Source organism: Paracoccus sp. (in: a-proteobacteria), assembly GCF_030538755.1.
Lineage (GTDB): Bacteria > Pseudomonadota > Alphaproteobacteria > Rhodobacterales > Rhodobacteraceae > Paracoccus.
In genome coordinates, this window is record NZ_JAUNTJ010000002.1 from 204714 (window position 1) to 220602 (window position 15889).

Here is a 15889-nt window from a genome sequence, read left to right on the forward strand (position 1 = left end):
CCGCAGCGCGGCACGAATGTTGCGCTGCGGCGAGGCTGTTGCGGGGCAGGGCGGGCGCTCAGCCGCGGTGGTGACGGCGGCGGCGCAACAGCGCCAGCCCGCCCAGACCCGATACCAGCAGCATCGCCCCCGCAGGCAACGGGATGGGCGCGGGCATGGCCACGTCGATCCAGACCGGGCGGTGATCCGAGGTCGGGAACGGATATTCCCCGGTCAGCACCGACAGCGGATCGGCGCGCGGGGGCCAGAACACGCCAGCCTCCTGCACCGCCAACCCATGCGAGGGCAGAACGTAATCCACCCGCAGATTGCCCGGCGCGGTGTCGGCGAAATCGGCGGTATCCTCGGCCGGGTCTCCGCTGTGGGTCAGGTTCGCGCCGCCTTGCAGCGCGGCGGCCTCGGCCCCGCCTTCGCTGCGCGGGGGCATGGCCGCGTCGATCAGCGGGTGAAACAGCAACTGGTTGATGGCGCTGTCCACGGAATCGCCGTCATGCGGATCGGCGTTCTGATCGCCCGCGATCACGAAAAGCGCCCCCGAGGCCAGCCCGCCCCGCACCCCGGCATCGTCATAGATGTAATCCGCGCCGCTGATGTAATCGGCCCAAAAGCGGATTTCATCGGCATTGCGCAGCCCGTTGCGATCTTCGGGGCCGTCAAAGCTGGGCGGGGTCGGGTGGCTGACCAGAAAATGCACCACGCTGTCGCCGATGCGGATCGGCACGTCCCAATGGCTTTTCGAGGACAGGCGCAGGATGTCCTGTTCCTCGGCGGTATAAAAAGGGCTGCCGTCCGGGTTCACCGGCAGACGCGCGCCGGGCATGTCGGCCCAACGGAAGGTCTGAAAGGTGCGGATCCGATCGGTCAGGATTTCATGGCGCGAAGAGACCGCCATCCCGTATTGCCCCGGAAACAGGCCAAAGCCAAAGGCGTCATTGCCGCCGCCGATGCTGCCATCCTTGTCCAGATCGAACCCGGTCGCGATCCCCGTGTTCGAGGGCGCGACAAAGCTGTAGTCATAGCTGATCCCGGCTGTTGGCCCCATGCCCGACACATTCTGCGGCCGCGCCAGATAGTTCTGGGCGAACAGGGTTTCGACGCCGGGATCATAGTCGAATTCGTTAATCAGCAGAATGTCGGGGGCTATGCGCTGGATCACCTCGGACACGGCGGCGATCTGGGCGTGGCTGCCGCTTTCCATATCGCGGCGCAACTCGCCCTCTGACGCGCGGTTCAGCGAGGCGTTATAGGTGGCAAAGCGCACGGTTTCGGCGCTGGCGGGCAGGGCGGAGGCGGTCAGCAGCAGGGCTGCGGTCATCAGGCGCGGGGTCATGGCGGGTTCCTGTTGGACGAATGCAGCACCAGTCTGGGCGCGGCGTGCAACAGGAACATGTCGCCGCGCTGCGGCATCCCTGCCATGGTTGGGACATATTATTTCATGCTCGACTGTCACAGGGTTGCAATGTTGCGCGGCTGCATTTAACCCTTGAGCCAATCCCGCCCCGATTCTGCGGTGCGGCAAGTTGCAGGAGAAAACGATGGCCCTGGACGCCCCGACCCCGATCGCGCCCTATGATGCGCCGCAAAAAGATCTGTATGAAATCGGCGAGATGCCGCCCCTGGGCCATGTGCCGAAACAGATGTATGCGTGGGCGATTCGCCGCGAACGGCACGGCGAACCCGACAAGGCCATGCAGGTCGAGGTGGTCGATGTTCCGACCATCGACAGCCACGAAGTGCTGGTGCTGGTGATGGCCGCTGGCGTCAACTATAACGGCATCTGGGCCGGTCTGGGCCAGCCGATCAGCCCGTTCGACGGCCACAAGGCACCCTATCACATCGCCGGTTCCGATGCGTCAGGCATCATCTGGGCCGTGGGCGACAAGGTGAAACGCTGGAAAGTCGGCGACGAGGTGGTGATCCACTGCAATCAGGACGATGGCGACGACGAAGAATGCAACGGCGGCGATCCGATGTATTCGCCGACGCAGCGGATCTGGGGCTATGAAACCCCCGATGGTTCCTTCGCGCAGTTCACCCGCGTTCAGGCGCAGCAGTTGATGCCGCGCCCGCGCCACCTGACATGGGAAGAATCGGCCTGCTATACGCTGACGCTGGCCACCGCCTATCGGATGCTGTTCGGCCACGAACCGCATGAACTGAAACCCGGCCATAACGTGCTGGTCTGGGGCGCCTCGGGCGGGCTTGGATCGTTCGCGATCCAGCTTATCAATGCGGCGGGCGGCAATGCCATCGGCGTCATCTCGGAAGAGGACAAGCGCGATTTCGTCATGGCGCTTGGGGCCAAGGGTGTCATCAACCGCAAGGATTTCAACTGCTGGGGCGCGCTGCCCAAGGTCAATTCCGAAGAATACAAGCAGTGGTTCAACGAGGTGCGCAAATTCGGCAAGGCCATCTGGGACATCACCGGCAAGGGCAATAACGTCGATATCGTCTTCGAACACCCCGGCGAGGCGACCTTCCCCGTATCCACCTTCGTCTGCAAAAAGGGCGGCATGGTGGTGATCTGCGCCGGCACCACCGGGTTCAACTGCACCTTTGACGTGCGCTATATGTGGATGCACCAAAAGCGCCTGCAAGGCAGCCACTTCGCGCATCTGAAACAGGCATCCGCCGCGAACAAGCTGATGCTGGAACGCCGCATCGACCCCTGCATGTCCGAGGTCTTCCCCTGGGCGGAAATCCCGCAGGCGCATATGAAGATGTATAAGAACCAGCACAAACCGGGGAATATGGCGGTTCTGGTGCAATCGCCCCGCACCGGGCTGCGCACCTTCGAAGACGCGCTGGAAGCCGGGCCCAAGGGCTGATCGCTGCGCCATCGCCGCAAAAGGCCGCGCCGTGACGCGCGGCCTTTTCATTTTATATGGAAACATCCGCCGCCTGCCGCGTTTACATCCATAACGCGCAAAACAGGATATTCCATGACCACCCGTTTTTCCCTTGCCGCCGCCTTTGCAATCCTTGCCGCCCCGGCCTTGGCCGATGCCCCCACCGCCACCGTGCTGGATACGCTGATCCTGCCGGAAACGCCGGTGGGCGAACAGGCCTTGGCCGAACTGTCCGGGCTGGCCCATGATCCGCAATCGGGCGTGCTGTATGGCGTATCCGATCAGGGCATCCTGTTCACCTTCGACCTGACGACCGAGGGCGACCGCTTGTCGCTGACCCCGACCGGCGCGGCAAGGCTGACCGATGCCGATGGCGAAACGCTGAAATCAAAGAAGTTCGATCCCGAAGGGCTGGCCTTGATGCCCGCCGAAGGCGGGGACACGCGACTGATGATCCTCAGCGAAACCGGCCCGCAGGCGGGGATCTTTGACGCACAGGGCCAGATGGTGGCCGAACATCCGCTGCCCGATGCGCTGGCCCCCACGCTGGATGAACGGCGCGGCAAACACGGGCCGGAATCGCTGGCGCTGCTGTCGGCGGGCGAACTGGTCACAGCCCCCGAGGTCGCGGCCGAAAACCCCGACGGCAGCTTTCGCCACAACCTGCTGACCAGCGAGGGGCGCGACCTGTCTTATTCCCAACCCAACGAGACCCGGCTCAAGGCCATGGCCACCCTGCGCGATGGCCGCCTGCTGCTGCTGGAACGTCAGGGCAAGGGCAAAAACCTGCGCCCCAACCTGCGCCTGCTCGACCCCGCAGCCTGCGGCGGTGCTGACGGCACCTGCCCGACCACCGCCATCCCGGTCGAGATGCCCGACATCACCGATGCCGATTACGAAGGGCTGACGCAAATCGCCGATGACCTGTTCCTGATGGTCAGCGACGATCAGATCAAAAAGGAACAGCGCACGGTCTTTGTGCTGATGCGCGTGACCGGCCTGTAACCAACGCCCCCGCTTCCTGTTTGCCTAAATACGCACCTTGGGGCAGGGCCGCGCCTGCCAGACACCACGCAGCGCAGGCGCGCCCACCTTACTTGGCCAGCAGCGCGTTGATCGCATCTTCACACACCTGCCCGTGCAAAGGCGGGTCTGCGCAGGCTTGATCCTGAACCGATAGTTGTCTGGCCAGTTTTGTCGCCTCGTCGCTGAACTCTGTCCCCATCGCAATTACAACCAGCAACGCAGCATAAGCGCAGACGGTCAACGCCAATGCCACCGCCGAAGCCGCGATTTTCCAGATACCCTTGCTGCCCTCAAGATACCGGTACAGGGGCGCGATAACCGACAACATGGATGCAAGGGCAAGCGGTGTCATCACCACCGCCAGCACCAGCAACACCCAGACAACCCATATCTGCGACGTGACCTCTGGTAACGCATAAACCCATGCGGCTTTGTGCAGTTCAGGGGCCAGCTGGGCCAGCGGAAACCAGGCCACGATGATAATGGCCGTTGCACCAAAGCGCGTCGCCATCCGGTCGATGGTTTCACCCCAGCCTGGGCGCGCGGCCTTTGGTGGGGTCTTCTGCGGCGTGGGCTGATCCGGGGCTGCCGGATCGCGCGGGTGTGGTGCCGCGATCTGCGCCAGACCGATCAGGGTCGCCGTGCCGATCAGGGTCAGAAACCGCCGCATCCTGCCGCCTTTCTGGTTACGTCAGCAAATCCTCCAACACCAGCGCCATCACCGTGGCGCTGTCCAGCATGTCCTGAATGCCGATCCATTCGTCCGGCTGATGCGCCAGATCCAGAACGCCGGGACCATAGGCGATGCAGTTTTTCAGCTTGCCGATACGGTCGATGTGTTTCTGGTCATAGGTGCCGGGGCTGACCACATAGCCCGCCTGCCGCCCCAGCACCCGCTGGATCGCGGCGGCGGTCGAACGCGCCACCGGGGCGTCGCGGTCGGTCATGCTGGGCTGCACCTCGAACAGATCGCGGATTTCATAGCGGAACGAGGGGCGCGCGGCGCGCACGCGCTCCAGCATGGCCGTGATCTCGGCCTTGACCTCGGCCAGATCCTCTTCGATCAGAAAGCGGCGGTCGATGATGATGCGGCAGCGGTCGGGCACGCAGGGCGCGGGCAGGCCGGGGTGGCCTTCGCCCTCGCCGCCGTGAATGCTGTTGATGTTCAGCGTCGAGGACCGCGCGCCCTCGGGGATGACCGGCATGGCGGTGCGCTTGCCCGCCAGCAGCGGGAACAGCGTGGTTTCCATTTCCTCGATCACCGCGCCCATGTGGCGGATGGCGCAATCGCCCAGAAACGGCATCGAGCCATGGGCGATGCGGCCCTGCGTTTCGATTTCGGCCCACCAGACGCCGCGATGGCCCAGACAGATGCGGTCCTTGTGCAGCGGTTCGGGGATGATGACATGATTCACATGGGCAAAGGCCCCTTGCGCCGCCAGAAAGGCCACGCCGCCATAGCCGCCCGATTCCTCGTCCGCGGTGGCGCTGATTTCGATGCTGCCCGCATAGTCGGGATGGGTGGCGACAAAGGCCTGGGCGGCGATGATGCTGGCGGCCAGCCCGCCCTTCATGTCGCAGGCCCCCCGGCCATAGATGCGGTCGCCGTCCTGTTCGCCGCCAAAGGGATCGCGCGTCCAGCCATGGCCGACCTCGACCACATCGTGATGGCTGTTGAAATGCACGCAATCGCCGGGCCGGGTGCCGCTATGGCGCGCCACGATGTTCCAGCGGGGAAATTCCGCACAATCGCCCGGCGTGCCCTGCGCCCGGATCAGGCGGCACTCCCACCCCTGCGGGGCCAGTCGCGATTCCAGAAAGGCGCAGATGTCATGGTAATGCCGCCCCGGCGGGTTCAGCGTCGGGATGCGGATCAGGTCCTGGGTCAGCGCGATCAGATCATTGCGGCGCGCGGCGATGGCATTGGATAACTGGCTCATGCCGGCAGGCTAGGGGGGCTTGGCGGCGCGGGCAATGGGGATTTCAGCGGGGTGTTTGGCTTGGTTTCGGGTGGCATGGTTGGGTTTTGCGGCGTGGTCGTGCCCAAAGGTGCGTATTTGGGCAAACAGGAAGCGTTGGGTTGTGTTCGGGGGTGTTCCTGCCGGTGATGCTTGTGTGTATGGTGGCGGCGGTTATGGGGGTTCTGTCTGGTCTGCTTTTGCGGCTTGTCGTCAGGGCGTCCCGTTTTCAAACCGGCACTGATGCCTGAACCGTGAAAGATCGCCCATGGCCGCGCTGCTTCGCCTGATTGCCGTTGTCATCGCCATTGAGGCGCTGTTCTATGTGCTGCTGTCGCTTTACATCCGGTCGCTGCGGCGTGAAAAGCTGGAAGAGGAATGGGACCGCCGTCACCCCGACCGCGCGGGCGACAGCAGGGAACGGAAAGATTTCGTGCGGCGTTCCATGGTCGGCTTTGAAAAGACGCTCAAGGCGCGGCTGGTCGGGCTGGTCTTTGTGGTGCCGACGCTGGCCATCATGGCGATCATCTATTACGTCAACAACAGGTAGGGGCGGATATGTATTGGGTCAGGGTCGTTCTGGGCGTCACCTTCGGGCTGATCGTCTTTGCTTTTCTGGATTATACGCTGCCGTCGCAGAACACGGTGCGGATCACCAATACCTATAGCCGGCTGACCGCGATCACCCCCAGCAACCAGATGTTCTATGCGGGCGATGATGCGGGCACGGTCGAAAACCAGCAGGGCCTGCGCGATGTGCGCTTTATCGACACGGTGCGCCCCAATGGCCGTGTGTTCGTGTATCGAAACGAAGATACCGGCTGGCTGTGGCCGCCCTATTTCAAATACGACAGTTCCAATCTGCACGGGCAGGCGACTGATTTGCGCTCGAGCTCGGACAACCCGCGCTGGGTTTCGGTGACGGGTTATGGCTGGAGGATGCCGTGGCTGTCCACCTATCCCAACGCCATTTCGATCCGCCCGGTCGCCGGGCCAGAGGTGCGGGCGACGAACTGGGCGGCGCTGATCGTTCTGGGTGTGATGATGGTGCTGCTGCTGACCTTGTGGCGCATGTGGGCGCAGTTCCGCCAGCGCACCATCGACCCGGCGGTTCAGCGTGTGGATGCCGGTGCTGACCGCGCGCGCGGGCGGCTGTCGCGCTGGCTGGGGCGGTAAGGCCGTGGCAGAGGTTCCTGCATCGCAAAACCCCGGCACGGCGCTGAATCTGGATGCTCTGGCGCGGGTGCGGATCAACACCCCTGCGGTGGAACGGCGCGCGGCCACCATCCCGGCGCGGCGCAGTTTGAAGAAAGACCATCAGGCGGCGTGGCTGCTGAACGTGGTGCGCTGCATCGACCTGACCACGCTGGCGGGTGACGATACGCCCGACCGTGTGGCCCGGCTGTGCGCCAAGGCGCGCCAGCCGATTGCGGCGGATTTGCTGGCGGCGGTGGGGGTGGCGGGGCTGACCACCGGCGCGGTCTGCGTCTATCCGACCATGGTTGCGCCGGCCAAGGCTGCGCTGGCCGGAACCGCGATTCCGGTTGCCAGCGTCGCCACCGGCTTTCCGGCCGGGCTGATGCCGCTGGACCTGCGGCTGGCCGAAATCCGCTATGCCGTCGATCAGGGCGCGGATGAGATCGACATCGTGATAACCCGCGCTCATGTGCTGCGCGGCGAATGGGCGGCGCTGTATGATGAACTGTGCGCCATGCGTGCGGCCTGCGGCGCGGCGCGGATGAAGGCGATTCTGGCCACCGGCGATCTGAAGTCGCTGGAAAACGTCGCCCGCGCCAGCCATGTCGCCATGCAGGCCGGGGCGGACTGGATCAAGACCTCGACCGGGAAAGAGGGGGTGAACGCCACCCTGCCGGTGTCGCTGGTGATGGCGCGCGCGATCCGCGATTATCATGCCGCGACCGGCCACCGCGTCGGATTCAAGCCCGCAGGCGGGTTGCGCACCGCCAAGGACGCGCTGAACTGGCAGATCCTGATGTTCGAGGAACTGGGCCGCGACTGGCTGTCGCCGGACCTGTTCCGCATCGGCGCCTCGTCGTTGCTGGGCGATATCGAGCGCCAGATCAGCCACCATGTCACCGGGCGCTATGCCGCCGCCCACCGTCTGTCCATCGCCTGAGGGGAAACATGTCCAGCGTGAGCGAGATCATGGAACATCTGGATTACGGCCCTTCGTCCGAGGATGCGGGTTTGGTGCGCGACTGGCTGTCGGGGCGCGCCTTTGGCCATTTCATCGGCGGGGCCTTTACCAGGCCCGGCGCGCTGTTCGACACCCGCGACCCGTCCACGGGTGCGGTTCTGGCGCAGGTCACGCAGGGGACGGCGGATGACGTGGCGGCGGCGGTCAAGGCGGCGCGCAAGGCGGCCAAGGGTTGGGCGGCGCTGCCCGGCCACGACCGTGCGCGGCATCTGTATGCGCTGGCCCGGCATATCCAGAAACGCGAACGGTTCCTGTCCGTGCTGGAGGTGCTGGACAACGGCAAACCCATCCGCGAGGCGCGCGACGTGGATATTCCGCTGGCCGCGCGGCACTTTTACCACCACGCGGGCTGGGCCGAACTGCGCGACAGCACCTTTGCGGGGCACACGCCGCTGGGTGTGGTCGGCGCGATCATCCCGTGGAACTTTCCGCTGCTGATGCTGGCGTGGAAGATCGCCCCCGCGCTGGCTGCCGGGAATACCGTGGTGCTGAAGCCCGCCGAATATACGCCGCTGACCGCGCTGGCCTTTGCCGAACTCTGTGCCGAGGCGGGGCTGCCGCCCGGCGTGGTGAACATCGTCACCGGCGATGGCGACACCGGCGCGGCGCTGGTTGCGGCGGATGTGGACAAGATCGCCTTTACCGGCTCGACCGAGGTGGGGCGCGGCATTGCCGAAACACTGGCTGGAACGGGCCGGGCGCTGACGCTGGAACTGGGCGGGAAATCGCCCTTTGTCGTCATGCCCGACGCCGATCTGGACGCGGCGGTGGAAGGCGTGGTCGATTCGATCTGGTTCAATCAGGGGCAGGTCTGCTGCGCCGGATCGCGCCTGCTGGTGGCCGAAGCGGTGGCCGAGCGGTTCGAGACGCTGCTGCGCGCCCGTATGGCCCGGCTGCGTGTTGGCCTGCCGCTGGACAAATCCACCGATGTTGGCGCGATTGTGGACCCGGTGCAGCACGACCGGATTCAGCGCCTTTGTGCCCAATCGGTTGCGGCCGGGGCGGAACTGGTCGGCGGTGCGGCGGATGGCTGCTTTATCGCGCCCGGCTATCTGCGCGGCGTGACGCCGGCCAATCCTGCGTTCGACACGGAAATCTTTGGCCCTATCGCCACGCTGACCACCTTCCGCACCGCGGATGAGGCGGTCGAGCTGGCCAATAACACCCGCTATGGGCTGGCGGCCTCGGTCTGGTCGGAAAGCGCGGCGGTGGCGACCGATCTGGCCGCGCGGATCAAGGCGGGCGTGGTCTGGATCAACGCCGCCAACCTGTTCGACGCGGCTGCGCCCTTTGGCGGGATGCGGGAAAGCGGCTTTGGACGCGAGGGCGGCTTTGCCGGGATGCAGGATTATCTGGCCGTGCCTTTTGGTAAAACGGAAAAGATTTCCACACCCGCTGCGCCGGTGGTGGTGCCGGGGGCAGGGCAGGGAGGCGATGGCATCGACCGCACCGCCAAGCTGTATATCGGCGGCGCGCAGAAACGCCCCGACGGCGGGCAGATGTATGCCGTGCCGGGCGGGCTGGCCCCGCTGACCGGACGCAAGGATGCACGAAACGCCGTCGAGGCGGCGATCAAGGCAGCGGCCAAATGGGCGGCTATGGGGGGGCACGCCCGCGCGCAGGTGCTGTATTTTCTGGCCGAGAACATGGCGCAGCGCCGCGCCGATCTGAGCGCCCGCACCTCTCGCCCCGAAGCGGATGCGGCCATCGCGCGGGTCTTTCACTATGCGGCCTGGGCCGACAAATTCGACGGCCGCAACGTCCAGACCAAACCGGGTCATCTGGTGAATGTGATCCCCGAAGCCTTTGGCGTGATCGGAACCGTTTGCCCCAACAGCGCCCCGCTGGCCGGATTCGTGTCGCTGGTCCTGCCCGCCATCGCCATGGGCAATGCCGTGGTGGCCGTGGCTGCACAGGACGATCCGATGGTGCTGTTCGATTTGTCGCAGATCATGGATACATCCGATCTGCCCGGTGGCGTGGTCAACATCCTGACCGGCCCGCGCGAAGATCTGGCCCAAACGCTGGCCGCCCATGATGAGGTGGCAGCCCTGTGGTATCACGGCACAGCCGACGGCCTGCAATCCGCCGAACGCGCAGCCTGCGGAAATCTTAAACCCGTCTGGCCCGTTCCCGCTTTGAACTGGACCAATGCCCACGCACAGGGCGAGCCGTTCCTGCGTCGCGCCGTGCAGATGAAAACCGTCTGGTTGCCCTATGGCGCCCTGCCTGCCGGAGCCGGCGGCGCCGCCTATTGATAATGCCAACCCAAAGCCCCTGCTGCCCTGCCGGAGCCTCCGGCGGGGATATTTATCGGACCAAAGATGGCCCGGCACACACCCAGCCCCGGCGCATGTCCGGGGAGGGTGTGGCATCTTCGGTCACGGCCATCGGCGTCCCCGCCTGTTCCGTGATTCTTTTATAGCGAGCCGGGGGTTAAGATCAGGTAAAGCTGCGCCTCATCTTTGGTCCGATAAATATCCCACGGGGGTCCGGGGGTGTGAAACCCCCGGTCCTGCCCTATCGCGGAGGCGCCATCGTCACCGCAGGCAGCGGGCAGTCGCGTCTTGTGTCCATGGCGCAATCGCGTGGCTCCAGGTCTCGGGTCAGGCAGATGCGGACTTCTTGCAGGGCGCTGTCGCGGCAGGTGACGGTGATGCCGTCGCGGCTCAGGTTCGGGTTGGCTTCGATGAAGGCATCCTCGACGACGGCGGGGGGCAGGCGGATGTCTTTGTTCAGGCGGCTGAAAACTTGCGGAATGGCGATCTTGTCCAGCGCCTGACGTGTCGTGGCGTAATACCCCCGCGCCGAAAGGCCGGAGCAGCGGCCGTGTTTCTGCCACTGATACCACGCCAGCCCGCCCGATCCCATGATGTCGGCCATGGCCTGGCTTTCACGGCGGGACGGATCGCGCTCGCCAGTTGCGCAGCGTTCTGGCCAGCCGCGTTCATATTGCGGCCACAGCCCATGCACGACAAAGCCGATGCGCTGCCCTGTCGCGCATTGATCGGCGCCCCGATCATCCCCGGTGCTGGCGCACCAGCTGGGCGACCATGACAGCGCCAGAACATAGTAATCGAACTGCCCCGCCACATCGCGCGCAGCCGCCGTGCCCGCCAGTGCCCCGGCAAAGGTCAGCGCCATGATCCATTTTCCTGCCATCTCTGCCCCCGTGGAAAGGATTTTTCTCTTTTCCCCCGGCTGCCCTTGCGATACAAGCCTTGCGAATTTTCCTGAAAACGCGAGACCGGGCAGCGCCCACGCCGTTTTCCCGGCGTAAGCAGTCATGCATGAAGGAGACCAAGATGAACCGCCGCGCTTTGACCCGCCGCAGCCTGATCGCCCTTGGAACGGCTTTGCCGGTTCTGATGGCGATGCCGCGCCTGTCGCTGGCGGACGATGCTGTGCCGGTCATGGGGCGCGTGCATTCCATCCGGCTGGGTGATTTCCAGATCACCACCCTGCTGGGCGGCAGCGGGATGCGGGATGCGCCGATCCAGACCTTTGGCCTGAACGCTGACCCGGCAGAGTTCGAACAGATCAGCCACGACAATTTCGTCCCGTCAGACCGGACCGGCAGCTCCTTTACCATGACGTTGGTGAAAACGCCCGATGCGCTGGTGCTGTTCGATGCCGGGATAGAGGCTGCGATGACCCGCGCCGCGCTGGCCGAGGCCGGTCATGCGCCCGAGGATGTGACCCATGTCGTGCTGACCCATATGCACGGCGACCATGTGGGCGGGCTGATGGAGGGCGACAGCCCGACCTTTCCCAATGCCGAACTGATCGTGCCGCGGCTGGAAAACGACCACTGGGCCGCCAATCCCAATGATGCCTATACCGCCAAGGTCGCGCCGCTGATCGGGGCCGCGCGGCTGATCGGTGATGGCGAACAGGTGCTGCCCGGCATCACGGCCGAGGCCGCCTATGGCCATACCCCCGGCCACACGACCTATCTGCTGGAAAGTCAGGGGCAGCGCCTGCTGGTTTCCGGCGACAGCTTCAACCACTATGTCTATTCGGTGCAGCGCCCCGACTGGCATGTGCGTTTCGATACCGACCAACAGGCGGGCGCTGCCACGCGGCAGCGGGTTCTGGCCCGTCTGGCCGATGAGCGTCTGCCTTTTGTCGGTTATCACATGCCGTTCCCGGCTTTGGGCTTTATTGCGCGCACCGGGGACACTACCTTCCGCTTTGTTCCCGCCAGCTATCAGTTCGACGGCTGATTAAGGAGATAATCATGAACAAGCCGCTTATGGCCAAGGCGACCGCTGTCTGGCTGGTCGATAACACCACCCTCAGCTTTAAGCAGATCGGCGATTTCTGCGGTCTGCACGAACTGGAAGTGCAGGGCATCGCCGATGGCGACGTGGCGACCGGGGTCAAGGGCTATGACCCCATCGCCTCGAACCAGCTTGACCCCGAAGAAATCAAGCGCGGCGAGGCCAGCCCCACCTACAAGCTGAAGTTGAAACACAACCCCGCCGCCGATGGCGAGGAAAAGCGGCGCGGGCCGCGTTATACGCCGCTGTCGAAACGGCAGGATCGCCCGGCGGCGATTCTGTGGCTGGTCAAGTTCCACCCGGAACTGGCCGATGCCCAGATCGCCAAGCTGGTTGGCACCACCAAGCCGACCATTCAGGCCATCCGCGAACGGACCCACTGGAACATCGCCAATATCCAGCCCATCGACCCGGTGGCGCTGGGGCTGTGCCGTCAGACCGAACTGGACGCTGCCGTGCAAAAGGCCGCGCAGAAGAAATCGGCCGAAGGCGGCGTGATGACCGATGACGAACGGCGCAAGCTGGTCAGCACCGAAACCTCGCTGGCCATGGGTGGCGAGGCGCGCTTGCCGACCGCCATCGCCGGGCTGGAAAACTTCCGCCTGACGGACGAACCCGAAGACCAGCAGCCCGAACGCGAACTGGACGCCGACAGCTTCTTCAACCTGCCCGGCGATGATGACGAGGACGACGAAGACTGATGCGCAAGCTGGCCCTGCCTGAACGCCCCGGCTGGCGGTCCGAGGCCGAAAGGCTGGGCTTTACCTTCGCCGATATGCACGGCGAGCCTTATTGGGACGAAACCTCGGCCTATGAATTTTCGCTGGCCGAGGTGGAAAGCCGCATCGAAGACCCCGCCACCGACCTGCACGCCCTCTGCCGCGAGGCGGTGGGCCGGATCGTGACCGATGAATCGCTGATGTCGCGCATGGGTCTGCCGCGCGCGCATTGGGATCTGGTGGCCGACAGTTGGGACGCCGCCCAGCCCGAGGTCTATGGCCGCATGGATCTGGCCTATGACGGTTCTGGCCCGGCCAAGCTGTTGGAATACAACGCCGACACGCCGACTTCGCTGTATGAATCGGCGTCGTTTCAGTGGCTGTGGCTGGAACAGCAGATCGCCGCCGGGGTGCTGCATTCCGGGGACGATCAGTTCAACGGCATTCACGAAGCTTTGGTCGAACGCTGGGGCGCGATCCTGCCCGCTGATACCGACGTGCATTTCGCCGCGATGAAAGACACGCCCGAGGATTACGCCACCGTCGAGGCAATGGCATGGGCCGCGCGCGAGGCCGGGCTTGGCGCGCATTACACCGATCTGGAAAGCATCGGCCTGTCGGATCGCGGCCAGTTCACCGATGCCGAAGATCGCGTCATCGGCACGCTGTTCAAGCTGTATCCATGGGAAGACCTGCTGCGCGATCCCTTTGCCGATCATATCGCCGGCGCGCAGGTGCAGATGATCGAACCGGCGTGGAAGGCGCTGGTTTCGAACAAGGCGATCCTGCCGGTGTTGTGGCAGATCGCGCCGGGCCACCCGAACCTGCTGCCCGCCTTTTTCCTTGACGATGTGGCCGAGGCGCTGACCGGGCGCGGCGTGTCGGTGGCACCGGGCTTTGCCGATGTGGCCGACCGGCTGAAACGCGGCCATGTGGTCAAGCCGATCTTTTCCCGCGAGGGCGCCTCGGTCCAGATTATTGAAAACGGCACCCCCACCGAAACCGCCCCGAACCGCGATTACGACGACCAGCCGATGATCGTGCAGGAATACGCCCCGCTGCCGGTGATGGACGGTTTCCGCCCGATCATCGGCGCATGGATCGTGGGGGAAACCTGCGCGGGCATGGGCATCCGCGAAGACGCCAGCCGCATCACGCAGGATCTGTCGCGCTTCAAGCCGCATTTCATTCGGGATTAAGGGGGCTAAACGCTCCCCTCCCGTTCGATTACCAGCACCCGCGCGATGCCGCAGGGGCGGGCGACATGTTCGCCGCCCTCTCTGGCATGGAAAATATCGCCGGGGTTCAGATGGTGAATGGTGACGATGCCGCCTTCCCTTGCGTGCATATCGACCGCGCCATCCAGAACGACAAAGACTTCGGGGCCATCGTTGACGTGCCATTCATAGGGCTGATCGGTCCAGTGAAGCCGCACGGTCGTGGCGCCACTGATTCGTTCGATGTTCATCGCGCCCCATGCGCGGGTTGCGGTAAAATCCTTGGGTGAAATCACGCGCATCGCCGTTCCTTTCATGCTGTGGCCAACTCATGTTATGGCCGACAAGACACCAGCGCCCGCGCCGCGTCACCTTGCGCAGCGTCGGGATGTGATTGCGAAACGTTCTTTGTGCCATGCAGATCGACAGAACCAACCTGCGTATCCTTGCCCTGCTTGAAAAAGACGGGCGCATCAGCGCCGCTGCCATCGGGCGAGAAATCGGCCTGTCACGCCCGGCGGTTCAGGGGCGCATCGCTGCGCTAGAGGCCGCGGGGATCATTACCGGCTATCACGCCGCGTGATGGAACAGGCTGGGCTGGCCCATGCGCTGCTGTTCGTGCGGATCGCCGCGCGTCCCTGCGACTTGGCGTTGCGTTGGTTGGCCAGTCTGCCCGGCGTCCTGTCGGTCATGTCGTTGGTCGGAGAGATTGACGCGGTGGTCTCGGTCACGCTGCCGGGCATGGCTGAGCTGTCGGCCCTGAACGATCAGCTTGCTGTCTCGGACCTGATTGCCGGGCATGAAAGCCGGATCGTTTTGCGCCATTACAGCGCGGCGTGACGGCTGATCGGCGCGGGGCTGATGGTGATCGACGGGCGCTTGTGGGGTGACATTCGCCGCCGATAACCCCTATATATCGCCAAAACACCGGAGACCCCATGCGCAAACGTTCCCGCACCGTCGCCCTTGCCATTCTGGGCAGCACCGCTTTCGCCCTTGCCGGATGCCGCGATGAACAGACCGCGGCCGAGGCGTTCCCGGATGAGGCGTCCTGCATCGCATCGGCCCAGCAGGGCAACCTGTTCTACACCGAATCCGACTGCCGCGTGGCCTTTGCGCAGGCGGCGCAGGACCATCTGGAAACCGCGCCGCGCTATGAAAGCCTCGAACTGTGCGAACAGGAACACGGGCAGGGCAATTGCGGCGGCGATCCCGCGCAGACCGCGCAGGGCGGCGGGGGCGGGTCGATCTTCATGCCGCTGATGATGGGCTATCTGCTGGGGCAGATGATGGGCGGGCGCGGCGTCGCCAGCCAGCCCCTGGCACGCACAGCGGACGGACGCTTTGCCACGCCGGGCGGCACCAGCGTCGCCAATAATCGCGGCGCCGGCCAGATGCAGCCCGGCGCGTTCAACAAGGCCCCCACCACCATGGGCCAGCCGCCGATGACCCGCGCACAGGTCGCTCAACGCGGCGGCTTTGGCCAGACCGCCACCACCCGCAGCACCGGCAGCCGCAGCACCGGCGGCTAAGGCCGGCCCGCCGCTGTAACCCGAAGGGTGGCGGGGCTTGCCCCATACGCGCTAACTTAAGGGCTTGTGGGGTTTCTGGCGGCGTTT

At 64.8% G+C, this 15889-nt stretch carries 17 protein-coding genes; 12 read left to right on the forward strand and 5 right to left on the reverse strand.

Annotated features, from left to right (window positions below):
• Positions 1-58: 58 nt before the first annotated feature.
• Positions 59-1330: an endonuclease/exonuclease/phosphatase family protein gene (locus Q4G14_RS02135; RefSeq protein ID WP_303360069.1), complete on the reverse strand. Its 1272-nt coding sequence runs from the start codon at positions 1328-1330 to the stop codon at positions 59-61.
• A gap of 205 nt (positions 1331-1535) precedes the next feature.
• Between Q4G14_RS02135 and ccrA the strand changes: the two genes are divergently transcribed.
• Together ccrA and Q4G14_RS02145 are read left to right on the forward strand one after the other, a co-directional pair.
• Positions 1536-2828 carry a crotonyl-CoA carboxylase/reductase gene (ccrA, locus tag Q4G14_RS02140; RefSeq protein ID WP_303360070.1) on the forward strand — a complete coding sequence of 431 codons (1293 nt, stop codon included), beginning with the start codon at positions 1536-1538 and terminating at the stop codon, positions 2826-2828.
• Between the two features lie 114 nt (positions 2829-2942).
• A complete protein-coding gene (locus Q4G14_RS02145) occupies positions 2943-3854 on the forward strand; it encodes an esterase-like activity of phytase family protein (RefSeq protein WP_303360071.1) in 912 nt (303 codons plus the stop codon).
• Between the two features lie 88 nt (positions 3855-3942).
• On the opposite strand, the gene Q4G14_RS02150 is transcribed toward Q4G14_RS02145, so the two are convergent.
• On the reverse strand, positions 3943-4545 hold the full coding sequence (locus Q4G14_RS02150; RefSeq protein WP_303360072.1) for a hypothetical protein: 603 nt from the start codon (positions 4543-4545) through the stop codon (positions 3943-3945).
• Positions 4546-4561: 16 nt separating this feature from the next.
• Positions 4562-5815 (reverse strand): acetylornithine deacetylase/succinyl-diaminopimelate desuccinylase family protein, encoded by a 1254-nt coding sequence (locus tag Q4G14_RS02155; RefSeq protein ID WP_303360073.1) that lies wholly within the window; start codon positions 5813-5815, stop codon positions 4562-4564.
• A gap of 286 nt (positions 5816-6101) precedes the next feature.
• Between Q4G14_RS02155 and Q4G14_RS02160 the strand changes: the two genes are divergently transcribed.
• Genes Q4G14_RS02160 through Q4G14_RS02175 form a run of 4 tightly spaced genes read left to right on the forward strand, consistent with a single transcriptional unit; the run spans position 6102 to position 10309 of the window.
• On the forward strand, positions 6102-6383 hold the full coding sequence (locus tag Q4G14_RS02160) for a hypothetical protein (protein ID WP_303360074.1): 282 nt from the start codon (positions 6102-6104) through the stop codon (positions 6381-6383).
• Positions 6384-6391: 8 nt separating this feature from the next.
• Positions 6392-7009, forward strand: a complete 618-nt coding sequence (locus tag Q4G14_RS02165) for a DUF1523 family protein (protein ID WP_303360075.1) — start codon at positions 6392-6394, stop codon at positions 7007-7009.
• Positions 6957-7970 (forward strand): deoxyribose-phosphate aldolase, encoded by a 1014-nt coding sequence (gene deoC / locus Q4G14_RS02170; protein WP_303360076.1) that lies wholly within the window; start codon positions 6957-6959, stop codon positions 7968-7970. Before Q4G14_RS02165 ends, deoC begins: the two co-directional genes overlap by 53 nt.
• An 8-nt stretch (positions 7971-7978) precedes the next feature.
• Positions 7979-10309, forward strand: coding sequence for an aldehyde dehydrogenase family protein (locus Q4G14_RS02175; RefSeq protein ID WP_303360077.1), 2331 nt, complete (start codon positions 7979-7981; stop codon positions 10307-10309).
• Positions 10310-10571: 262 nt separating this feature from the next.
• On the opposite strand, the gene Q4G14_RS02180 is transcribed toward Q4G14_RS02175, so the two are convergent.
• Positions 10572-11213, reverse strand: a complete 642-nt coding sequence (locus Q4G14_RS02180; protein ID WP_303360078.1) for a ribonuclease T2 — start codon at positions 11211-11213, stop codon at positions 10572-10574.
• A gap of 143 nt (positions 11214-11356) precedes the next feature.
• Here Q4G14_RS02180 and Q4G14_RS02185 point away from each other — a divergent pair, with 143 nt between their 5' ends.
• From Q4G14_RS02185 to Q4G14_RS02195, 3 genes are read left to right on the forward strand one after another with little or no spacing between them, the layout of a single operon-like run.
• Positions 11357-12277, forward strand: a complete 921-nt coding sequence (locus Q4G14_RS02185) for an MBL fold metallo-hydrolase (RefSeq protein WP_303360079.1) — start codon at positions 11357-11359, stop codon at positions 12275-12277.
• A 14-nt stretch (positions 12278-12291) separates the two neighbouring features.
• Positions 12292-13035, forward strand: a complete 744-nt coding sequence (locus Q4G14_RS02190) for a DUF1013 domain-containing protein (RefSeq protein ID WP_303360080.1) — start codon at positions 12292-12294, stop codon at positions 13033-13035.
• A complete protein-coding gene (locus Q4G14_RS02195) occupies positions 13035-14252 on the forward strand; it encodes a glutathionylspermidine synthase family protein (RefSeq protein WP_303360081.1) in 1218 nt (405 codons plus the stop codon). The genes Q4G14_RS02190 and Q4G14_RS02195 overlap by 1 nt, the downstream gene beginning before the upstream one ends.
• A gap of 5 nt (positions 14253-14257) precedes the next feature.
• Here Q4G14_RS02195 and Q4G14_RS02200 read toward each other — a convergent pair whose 3' ends face one another.
• Positions 14258-14572 (reverse strand): cupin, encoded by a 315-nt coding sequence (locus tag Q4G14_RS02200; RefSeq protein WP_303360082.1) that lies wholly within the window; start codon positions 14570-14572, stop codon positions 14258-14260.
• A 113-nt stretch (positions 14573-14685) separates the two neighbouring features.
• On the opposite strand from Q4G14_RS02200, the gene Q4G14_RS02205 reads away from it, so the two are divergent.
• The 3 genes from Q4G14_RS02205 (at position 14686) to Q4G14_RS02215 (ending at position 15802) form a co-directional block, all read left to right on the forward strand.
• Positions 14686-14853, forward strand: a complete 168-nt coding sequence (locus tag Q4G14_RS02205; RefSeq protein WP_303360083.1) for an Lrp/AsnC family transcriptional regulator — start codon at positions 14686-14688, stop codon at positions 14851-14853.
• Positions 14853-15110, forward strand: a complete 258-nt coding sequence (locus Q4G14_RS02210) for an Lrp/AsnC ligand binding domain-containing protein (protein WP_303360084.1) — start codon at positions 14853-14855, stop codon at positions 15108-15110. Before Q4G14_RS02205 ends, Q4G14_RS02210 begins: the two co-directional genes overlap by 1 nt.
• Before the next feature lie 98 nt (positions 15111-15208).
• Positions 15209-15802, forward strand: coding sequence for a DUF1190 domain-containing protein (locus tag Q4G14_RS02215; RefSeq protein ID WP_303360085.1), 594 nt, complete (start codon positions 15209-15211; stop codon positions 15800-15802).
• The last annotated feature ends 87 nt before the right edge of the window (positions 15803-15889 follow it).